Below are 9,555 nucleotides of genomic sequence, written 5' to 3' on the forward strand. Positions count from 1 at the left end.
GGGGCGGCGACATCGCTGAAGTCCAGCCCCGTGGGAGTGCCCTCCTCGAACGTGATGCCGGGGACCCAGGCGGCGCGCTTGCGGATCGGGGTGCCGTCGGGACGGGTCTTGACGACGCTCTGGAGGTCGATGACGACCATGAGGGCGTCCTCGTTGCCGACGTCCAGGACGCTGCCGGCCACTCCGACGATGTCGGCGGAGGTCACGGTCGAGACCTTGCGGGAACCGACGGTGTCGCCGGCGGTGATCTGCTCGGCCACGAAGACGTCGAGCAGGTAGCGCACGATCTCCTCGTCGCTGGGCTGGGCCGACACGGGCTGGGCGACCTCGCCACCGACGGGGACGACGGTCGGGACCTGCTCCTCGGCGTAGGTGTCGAGCGTCGTCGAGCGGGTGAAGCCGTTGCCGACGTAGTAGTCGACCAGGACCTGGTCGCCCTCGGCCAGCTCGGCACCCTCACCCTCGGTGACGACCTCGGTCTCGGCCTCCTCGGCGTCCATCCGACCGTTCCAGGTGACCTCGGGGGCGCTGCCCGCCTCACCGGAGATCTCGAAGGCCTCGCTGCGGTCGAACCCGCCGACGGCGACGGTGGTCTCGTCACCACACGCGGTGCCGAGCGCGGCAACGAGCGCGAGAGGGGTCAGCAGCGCCAGAGGACGGCGGGAAGCACGGGGGCGTCGGAGCACGGGGTTTCAACCTTCAGTCGGTCGAGCAGGGACGGCGCGCCGAAGCCTACAAGCCCGACGTGTGGGTCTCTCACATGCCGTCGATGAGTCGCTGGACGCGCTCGTCGTGGGCCCGGAACGGGTCCTTGCAGAGGACGGTGCGCTGGGCCTGGTCGTTGAGCTTGAGGTGGACCCAGTCAACGGTGAAGTCGCGCCGCTTCTCCTGAGCCTTGCTGATGAACTCCCCGCGCAGGCGGGCCCGCGTGGTCTGCGGCGGCACGGTCTTGGCCTCGAAGACCTTGAGGTCGGTGGTGACCCGGGCGACCGCACCCTTCTTCTCCAGCAGGTAGTAGAGCCCGCGGTTGCGGTGGATGTCGTGGTAGGCGAGGTCGAGCTGGGCGATGCGCGGGTGGTCGAGCGGGAGTCCGTGCTTGGCGCGGTAGCGCTCGATGAGCTTCCACTTGATGACCCAGTCGATCTCCCGGTCGACGAGGCCGAGGTCGTCGGACTCCACCGCCTTCAGCCCGCGCTCCCACAGGTCGAGCGAGCGCTCGATGATCGGGGTGCTGATGCCTCGTCGGTCGACGAAGTCGCGGGCCTTGGCGAGGTACTCGCCCTGGATCTCGAGCGCACTCGCCTCCCGGCCGTTGGCCAGCCGGACCTTGCGCTGCCCGGTGACGTCATGGGAGATCTCGCGGATCGCACGGATCGGGTTCTCGAGGGTGAGGTCACGCATGACCACGCCCTCCTCGATCATCCGCAGCACCAGGTCGCAGCTGGCGACCTTGAGCATCGTGGTCGTCTCGCTCATGTTGGAGTCGCCGACGATGACGTGGAGCCGGCGGTACTTCTCGGCGTCCGCGTGCGGCTCGTCGCGGGTGTTGATGATCGGGCGGCTGCGCGTGGTCGCGCTGCTCACGCCCTCCCAGATGTGCTCGGCGCGCTGGCTGACGGAGTACGACGCCCCGCGCGGGGTCTGGGTGATCTTGCCCGCGCCCACCACGATCTGGCGGGTCACCAGGAACGGGATCAGGATGTCGGCAAGGCGGCTGAACTCCCCCGCGCGTCCGACGAGGTAGTTCTCGTGGCAGCCGTAGGAGTTGCCGGCCGAGTCGGTGTTGTTCTTGAAGAGGTAGATCTCCCCCGCGATGCCCTCGTCGTGGAGGCGTTGCTCGGCGTCGAGCAGCAACCCCTCGAGGATCCGCTCGCCGGCCTTGTCGTGTGCGACTAGCTCGGCGATGTCGTCGCACTCGGGGGTGGCGTACTCGGGGTGACTGCCCACGTCGAGGTAGAGGCGAGCACCGTTGCGCAGGAACACGTTGCTGCTGCGCCCCCAGCTGACGACCTTGCGGAAGAGGTAGCGAGCCACCTCATCAGGGCTCAGCCGCCGCTGCCCCTTGAACGTGCACGTGACGCCGTACTCGTTCTCGATTCCGAAGATCCGCCTGTCCACACCCGCAGCCTAGGTCCTCCCTGGGTGCTCCCGCCGCGACTTCGGGTGGGGTGTTGCCGTTTGGGACCAAACGACAACAATCCCGCGCCTCAGGACGCCGTACGTGACCAATCAGCGACCCCCATCTGACGATGCCAGCGGTTCATCACCCGTTCGCGGCCCACCTCCGAGTACAGCGACTGCTCGATGAGGGCCATCCACGCGCGATAGCGCCGGAGTCGTGAGGGCCTCGCGAGATCGCGATCGATCTCTTGCATGGTCACCAGCGCATGGTTGAGGAGGTCGTCCATCGTGAACCCGCGACGTTCGTAGCCCGTGCGGCCCAGACCGCGCTCACGTCGCAGGTCGTTGCGATGCACGTCGGGCGCGCGGTGCACCCCGCCGTCGTACTCGTGCATCCGATTGGTGCCGACTATCCAGAGGTCAGCGACCGCCACCAGCTGCCCGTCGGCGTCGTAGAGCTTCCTCTGAGCCTCGTACCTAATCTCCAGGACGTCATGGAACTCCTGCAACACGCTCTCGCCGCCGGAGTCGGACCTTCCCGTGCTGCTCTCCCAGACAGCGCGGAGGAGGCGGACGCCGGGGCGACCCGATGCAAGGAGCACCTCCATGCGGATGGCGTCCGCGTGGCCGGCATGGCGGGCGCTCTCGACAAGAACGCGGAGGTCGAGGCGGCCGAGATCTCGAGCGCATCGCAGCAGGATCTCCTCGGCGGAGTCGATCGGAAGCCCACCCACCGTGCCCGGTCGCACCGTCCGCGTCAGACGGGAACAGATCACCCCGGGACGACGTGGTCGTCGATCCGACCCGGTGGCGGCAAACACGGGAACCTGCTCCGGCAGCTTCGGCACGTGCCATCCGAGGAGCCTGGCTGCTGTCAGCCCGGTGAACACCGAGCCGGCTGGGAGCAGCTCGAGCCACGCGACCAGGTCCCGGCGCCACTCGATCTCAGGGCTCAGACCCTGCGCATGATGGAGGAACAACCCGTGGGCGACACGTCGATAGCCGCGCCGCCGCATCTGTCCCCTGATGGGTACGTCACGCTCTCGTTTCATGGTGCGGACCCTGCTCCGCGCACGCCGGCACCGCACGAGTCGCCACGCTTCCTGTGGAGAGGCGCGTGATTCCACAGTCACCTGCCCCGCTCGTGGGCCTCAACAGCTCGTCGCTTGGTCAGAAACCGCACTTCTGCAGGCCAGATGCTGCCGTTTGGGACCAAACGGCAACACCCCGATCACATCGAAGCGTGCTCGTGCGAGAGGTCGGCCAAGTGACGCTCAGCCCACGAACAGAGCTCAGTCGTTGGGCGGAGCGACCGGCGGCTCTCCCGTGGTCGGGTGCTCCAGCGGCGCGACGGCACCGCTGACCTGGTCGGTCGGGTCAGCGGGATCGTCCACCGTGGGAGCGGTCGCGCCTCCACGTCCGGAGCGACGCGTCGCCGGGCCGCCTCCGACGGCGGACGCCGGATCAGCGTCGCCTCGGTCGCCCAACAACTCATCGAGCCGAGCCGGGCTGAGGCGGGAGAACTTGCGGGTCTGGGTGCGGGTGCGGTCGAGGACCGCCACCTCGAGATCGGTCGTGGCGATCACACGATCCCCGCTCTCCGAGCGTCCGAGGGCGATCACCGCTTCACGCAGCGCCCTTTCGAGAGGCGCCCCGGAGACGTCGGCAGCCGTCAGGCTCGCCGCGACCGGCTCCACCTGTCCGCCCATGACGGCGAACCCGTGCTCGTCGGCCACCTGACCGTCGTAGGTGAGTCGGAAGATCTGGTCGTCCTCGACCGTGTCGCCCACCTCCGCCACGAAGATCTCGACCTCGTAGGGCTTCTCTCCCCCGCTGGAGAAGATCGTGCCGAGCGTCTGCGCGTAGGCGTTGGCCAGGCCGCGTCCGGTGACGTCGCGCCGGTCGTAGGCGTAGCCGCGCATGTCGGCCAGTCGCACCCCGGCGATGCGTAGGTTCTCGAACTCGTTGTAGCGGCCCACCGCGGCGAACGCGATGCGGTCGTAGATCTCAGAGACCTTGTGCAGTGCCTGGGACGGGTTCTCGGAGACGAAGAGGATGCCGTCGGCGTACTGCACGGCGACCACGGAGCGCCCGCGTCCGATGCCCTTGCGGGCGAAGTCGGCCCGGTCCTTCATCAGCTGCTCGGGCGAGACGTAGAACTGCTGGCTCATCGTGCGGACTCCTCTCCGCCGAGTGCGGCCGCGGGGCCGTCAGGGCGTTGCATTCGGCCGGCGATGACACGGTCGGCGATCGCGGCGACCGCGGCGTCGTCCATGCGGGCCCCACCCTCGGACGAGATCACCTGGACGACCGGGAAGATCCGCCGGGTCAGGTCAGGTCCGCCCGTCGCGGAGTCGTCGTCCGCGGCGTCGTAGAGCGCCTGCACGATGACCTCGACGCACTGCTCCGCGCTCAGGTCGTGGCGGTAGAGTTTTTTGAGGGCTCCGCGGGCGAACATCGATCCTGAGCCCACGGCGTGGAAGGCAGTCTCCTCGTAGCGGCCGCCCGTGACGTCGTAGCTAAAGATCCGACCCTGCTCGGCGCGGACGTCGTAGCCCGCGAACAGGGGCACCACTGCGAGGCCCTGCATGGCCATCGGCAGGTTGTTGCGGATCAGGGCGGCGAGCCGGTTGGCCTTGCCGTCCATCGAGAGGCGGTTGCCCTCGATCTTCTCGTAGTGCTCGAGCTCGGTCTGGAAGAGACGGACCATCTCGACCGCGAGGCCGGCGGTACCGGCGATCCCGACGGCTGAGTACTCGTCAGCCGCAAAGACCTTCTCGATGTCGCGCTGGGCGATGATGTTGCCCATCGTGGCGCGGCGATCGCCGGCCATGACGACGCCGTCAGCGAAGGTCGCAGCCACGATCGTGGTGGCGTGAGGCGCCAGGTCGGCGGCACTGCCCTGCGGCAGGCCCGTGCGACCCGGTAGGAGATCGGGAGCCTGGGCAGCCAGGAAGTCGGCGAACGACGACGGTCCGGGCTGCAGGAAGGCCTCCGGGAGTCGGGGGCCGTTCACTGGCCGCCCTTCTGGATGAACGACTTCACGAAGTCCTCGGCGTTGGACTCCAGTACCTCGTCGATCTCGTCAAGGATGTCGTCGACGTCGTTGTCGATCGCTTCCTTGCGCTCGGCGAGATCGCTCTCGGGGGCCACCTCGGTGGTCTCTTCGGTCTCCTGGGACTTGCGCGGCTGCTTCTGCTCCTGGGCCATGCCCCGACCCTATCCAGACACCCCGACACTTTCGGCACAGTTCAGGTCTCAGACCGGTCTCAACCGTCCTCGCGACTGCGCCAGGAGTTGCCGTTTGGTCCCAAACGGCAATCTACGGGCGCCGCCGCACGTCGTTTGGGACCAAACGACAACACTTTCAGCGGGTGAGCGCGGCGAAGAGCTGTTCGGCGGTGTCGCAGCGATCGAGCAGCCCGCCCACGTGGGACCGGCTGCCGCGGAGCGGGTCGATCGTGGGGACGCGCTGGAGCGACTCGCGCCCTGGCAGGTCGAAGATCACCGAGTCCCACGAGGCCGCGGCGACGTGCTCGGCGTACTTTTCCAGGCACCGGCCACGGAAGTAGGCGCGCGTGTCGTGCGGCGGGTCGTGCATCGCGTCGTCGATCTGCTCCTGGGTGAGCAGCCGTTCCATCCGTCCCGCGGCGACGAGCCGGTGGTAGAGCCCCTTTTCGGGCCGGATGTCGGAGTACTGGAGGTCGATGAGCTGGAGCTTGGCGTCGCTCCAGTCGAGTCCGTCGCGCGAGCGGTACTGCTCGAGCAACTTGAGCTTGGCCACCCAGTCCAGCTGCGTGGCCAGCGACATCGGGTCGTTCTCGAGCGCGTCGAGCACCGACTCCCAGCGGGCGAGGATATCGACGGTCTGCTCGTCGGCGTCGCTGCCGTAGCGGTCCTCGACGTACTTGCGAGCATGGTCGAGGTACTCCAGCTGCAGCTGTACGGCGGTCAGCGTGCGGCCGTCGTTGAGGGTCACCGTCTGCTTCAGGGTGGGGTCGTGCGAGACCGCGCGCAGGGCGGTGACCGGGCCGTCGATGCTCAGGTCGCGGTCGATGAAGCGGTCCTCGATCATGGCCAGCACCAAGGAGGTCGTGCCGACCTTGAGGTACGTCGACACCTCCGAGAGGTTGGCGTCGCCGATGATCACGTGCAGCCTGCGGTACTTCTCCGGGTCGGCGTGCGGCTCGTCGCGGGTGTTGATGATCGGACGCTTCAGCGTGGTCTCGAGCCCGACCTCGACCTCGAAGAAGTCCGCTCGCTGGCTGATCTGGAAGCCGTGCTCGCGACCATCCTGGCCGATGCCCACCCGGCCGGCGCCGCACACCACCTGGCGGCTCACGAAGAACGGCGTCAGGTGGTGCACGATGTCGGCGAACGGCGTCGAGCGACGCATCAGGAAGTTCTCGTGTGCGCCGTAGGAGGCGCCCTTGTTGTCGGTGTTGTTCTTGTAGAGCACGATCTCGGGGCCGCCGGGCAGCGAGGCAGCGCGCTTGGCGGCGTCGAGCATCACCTGCTCCCCCGCCTTCTCCCAGCACACGATGTCGCGCGGGCTGGTGACCTCGGGGGTGGAGAACTCGGGGTGCGCGTGGTCGACGTAGAGCCTGGCACCGTTCGACAGGATGACGTTGGCGAGGCCGAGGTCCTCGTCGGTGAGCTGTGAGGCGTCGGCGACCTGGCGCGACATGTCGTAGCCGCGCGCGTCGCGCAGCGGGGACTCCTCCTCGAAGTCCCAGCGGGCGCGACGGGCCTTGACGGTCGCCGTCGCGTAGGCGTTGACCACCTGCGAGGACGCCACCATCGGGTTGGCCATCGGCTGGCCGACCACGGAGATGCCGTACTCGATCTCGGTTCCCATCACCCGGCGCACACTCATGCGTTCGACCCTACGCTGCGCCTCAGCGACACCGGCCCACCCATCAGGATCCGTCGAGCTCCTCGCGCAGGCGCGGCTCGGTCGTCAGCTCGGGCCGGATGCCGCGCTTGTCGGCGTAGAAGTTTCGAATGCGGTCCATGTCGGCGCCGACGTCGCCGGTGAGCGAGAACGTGGGTCCCCAGCCGACGGTGCGCGACGGCGTGTCGATGTAGGCGAGCGTCACGGGAATGCCGGTCTGCCGCGAGATCCGGTAGAAGCCGGACTTCCAGAACTCGCTCTTGCTGCGCGTGCCCTCGGCGGCGAGGCCGAGCAGGAACGTCTCGTCGTTCTCGGACTGCTCCAGCAGGGTGCGGATCGTGGCGCCGGGGTTGGACCGGTCGAGCTCGACGGCCCCAGTGGCCCGCATCAGGATGCCGAGCGGGCCCTTGAAGAATGAGTCCTTGACCAGCAACCGGATCTGCACGCTGTTGTCCCACGCCAGCAGCATCGTCAGGACCCAGTCCCAGTTGGAGGTGTGCGGCGCGCCGACCAGGATGCCCTTGGAGGGCACCTGACCCGCCGTACGCCACCTGGCCAGGCGAAGCACCAGTCGCGCAAGGTTCCGACGTACGAAGAAGTGGCGATTCATGGCGAGACCGTACCGGGCCCCGCCCCGACTCAGAGGTACTGGCCGGTGTTGGGGACCGTGTCGATCGAGCGGCCGGGCTCGGTGCCCTGCTTGCCGGTGATGAGGGTGCGGATGAACACGATGCGCTCACCCTTCTTGCCCGAGATCCGTGCCCAGTCGTCAGGGTTGGTCGTGTTGGGCAGGTCCTCGTTCTCCTTGAACTCATCGACGCAGGCCTGCAGCAGGTGCGAGACCCGCAGGCCCCGCTGCTCGTGCTCGAGCAGGTCCTTGATGGCCATCTTCTTGGCCCGGTCCACGATGTTCTGGATCATGGCGCCCGAGTTGAAGTCCTTGAAGTAGAGGACCTCCTTGTCACCGTTGGCGTAGGTGACCTCGAGGAAACGGTTCTCCTCGGTCTCGGTGTACATCCGCTCGACGGTCGCGCGGATCATGCCCGCCACGCACGCCTCGCGGTCGTCGCCGAACTCACGCAGGTCATCGGCGTGCAGCGGGAGACGCGGGGTGAGGTACTTGCTGAAGATGTCACGGGCCGACTCGGCATCGGGACGCTCGATCTTGATCTTCACGTCCAGGCGTCCCGGGCGCAGGATCGCCGGGTCGATCATGTCCTCGCGGTTGGAGGCACCGATGACGAGCACGTTCTCGAGCAGCTCGACGCCGTCGATCTCGCTGAGCAGCTGGGGAACGATCGTGTTCTCGACGTCCGAGGACACCCCGGATCCTCGGGTGCGAAAGAGCGAGTCCATCTCGTCGAAGAAGACGATGACGGGCGTGCCCTCGCTGGCCTTCTCCCGAGCGCGCTGGAAGACCAGGCGGATGTGCCGCTCGGTCTCGCCGACGTACTTGTTGAGCAGCTCGGGGCCCTTGATGTTGAGGAAGTAGGACTTCCCCTCCTGCCCGGTGCGGGCAGCGACCTTCTTGGCCAGGGAGTTGGCGACCGCTTTGGCGATCAGCGTCTTGCCGCAACCCGGGGGCCCGTAGAGGAGCACGCCCTTGGGCGGCTTGAGCTCGTGCTCGACGAAGAGCTCGGGGTGGAGGTAGGGCAGCTCGACGGCGTCGCGGATCGTCTCGATCTGGCCGAAGAGGCCGCCGATGTCGCTATAGTCGATGTCGGGAACCTCTTCGAGGACGAGCTCCTCGACCTCCGACTTCGGCACCCGCTCGTAGACGTAGCCGGCGCGCGAGTCGAGCAGCAGCGAGTCGCCTGCTCGGAGCGTGATCTCCTTCAGCGGCTCGGCGATGCGGACGACGCGCTCCTCGTCGGCGTTGGCGATGACCAGGACGCGGTCGCCATCGGCGAGCACCTCCTTGAACATCACGACCTCGCCGACCTGCTCGAAGTCGAGGGCAGCCACGACGTTGAGCGCCTCGTTGAGCATCACCTCTTGACCCTTGTGGAGGTCGTCGAGGTCGACCGCAGGGCTCACGTTGACCCGGAGCTTGCGTCCGCCGGTGAAGACATCGACCGAGTCGTCGTCGTTGCGCGCCAGGAAGGTTCCGAACCCGGCCGGGGGCTGAGCCAGCCGGTCGACCTCTTCCTTGAGGGTGGTGATCTGGTCGCGCGCTTCCCGCAGGGTCTGGGCTAGTCGCTCGTTCTGAGCCGTCACCGCCGCCAACGAGCGCTGGGTGTCGGCCAGTCGCAGCTCGAGGCCGCGGGGCTGCAGCGGTCCGTCCGAGAGGCGACGGCGCAGGTCAGTGACCTCGGCCTCCAAGAAGCGCACTTGCGACATGAGCTCCTCCGGGTTGCGCCCGGAATCGCCTCGGTTGGCACCAGCATCCATGTTCGACATAAGGACCACCTCCTGTCCGGTCGACCCTACCCGCGACAGGTCGACCCGGAAGTGGAGAACCACGCCGACAGGGTCACGATTTCACACCGGGGTGGGCACGGTCCGTTGTCGTTTGGTCCCAAACGACAGCTCTCGCGGCC

General features: G+C 67.7%; 9 protein-coding genes. All 9 read right to left on the minus strand.

Annotated features, from left to right (window positions below):
• Positions 1 to 686, minus strand: a 686-nt coding sequence (locus VOI19_RS07445) for a hypothetical protein (RefSeq protein ID WP_323792328.1), incomplete at its 3' end; no start/stop codon positions are given.
• A 70-nt stretch (positions 687 to 756) separates the two neighbouring features.
• A complete protein-coding gene (gene pafA / locus VOI19_RS07450; RefSeq protein ID WP_323792329.1) occupies positions 757 to 2,118 on the minus strand; it encodes a Pup--protein ligase in 1,362 nt (453 codons plus the stop codon).
• 89 nt (positions 2,119 to 2,207) lie between these two features.
• Complete coding sequence (locus tag VOI19_RS07455; protein WP_323792330.1) at positions 2,208 to 2,897, minus strand: hypothetical protein; 690 nt, start codon at positions 2,895 to 2,897, stop codon at positions 2,208 to 2,210.
• Between the two features lie 516 nt (positions 2,898 to 3,413).
• Positions 3,414 to 4,292 carry a proteasome subunit alpha gene (gene prcA, locus VOI19_RS07460; protein ID WP_323792331.1) on the minus strand — a complete coding sequence of 293 codons (879 nt, stop codon included), beginning with the start codon at positions 4,290 to 4,292 and terminating at the stop codon, positions 3,414 to 3,416.
• Positions 4,289 to 5,137 (minus strand): proteasome subunit beta, encoded by an 849-nt coding sequence (prcB, locus tag VOI19_RS07465; RefSeq protein ID WP_323792332.1) that lies wholly within the window; start codon positions 5,135 to 5,137, stop codon positions 4,289 to 4,291. The genes prcA and prcB overlap by 4 nt, the downstream gene beginning before the upstream one ends.
• Positions 5,134 to 5,331, minus strand: coding sequence for a ubiquitin-like protein Pup (locus VOI19_RS07470; RefSeq protein ID WP_300401514.1), 198 nt, complete (start codon positions 5,329 to 5,331; stop codon positions 5,134 to 5,136). The genes prcB and VOI19_RS07470 overlap by 4 nt, the downstream gene beginning before the upstream one ends.
• A gap of 157 nt (positions 5,332 to 5,488) precedes the next feature.
• Positions 5,489 to 6,997, minus strand: a complete 1,509-nt coding sequence (dop, locus tag VOI19_RS07475; protein ID WP_323792333.1) for a depupylase/deamidase Dop — start codon at positions 6,995 to 6,997, stop codon at positions 5,489 to 5,491.
• 43 nt (positions 6,998 to 7,040) lie between these two features.
• Entirely contained in the window at positions 7,041 to 7,625 is a 585-nt protein-coding gene (locus VOI19_RS07480; protein ID WP_323792334.1) for a lysophospholipid acyltransferase family protein, read from the minus strand.
• Between the two features lie 29 nt (positions 7,626 to 7,654).
• Positions 7,655 to 9,355, minus strand: coding sequence for a proteasome ATPase (gene arc, locus VOI19_RS07485; protein ID WP_323792335.1), 1,701 nt, complete (start codon positions 9,353 to 9,355; stop codon positions 7,655 to 7,657).
• Positions 9,356 to 9,555 lie beyond the last annotated feature (200 nt).

The organism is Nocardioides sp., assembly GCF_034670285.1.
In the GTDB taxonomy this organism is placed as follows: domain Bacteria; phylum Actinomycetota; class Actinomycetes; order Propionibacteriales; family Nocardioidaceae; genus Nocardioides.

Excerpts from the sequence above, each read along its gene's own strand:
- VOI19_RS07470 (WP_300401514.1), bottom strand. The coding sequence starts at position 5,331 with ATGGCCCAGGAGCAGAAGCAGCCGCGCAAGTCCCAGGAGACCGAAGAG.
- dop (WP_323792333.1), bottom strand. The coding sequence starts at position 6,997 with ATGAGTGTGCGCCGGGTGATGGGAACCGAGATCGAGTACGGCATCTCC.
- VOI19_RS07480 (WP_323792334.1), bottom strand. The coding sequence starts at position 7,625 with ATGAATCGCCACTTCTTCGTACGTCGGAACCTTGCGCGACTGGTGCTT.
- prcA (WP_323792331.1), bottom strand. The coding sequence starts at position 4,292 with ATGAGCCAGCAGTTCTACGTCTCGCCCGAGCAGCTGATGAAGGACCGG.
- arc (WP_323792335.1), bottom strand. The coding sequence starts at position 9,355 with ATGTCGCAAGTGCGCTTCTTGGAGGCCGAGGTCACTGACCTGCGCCGT.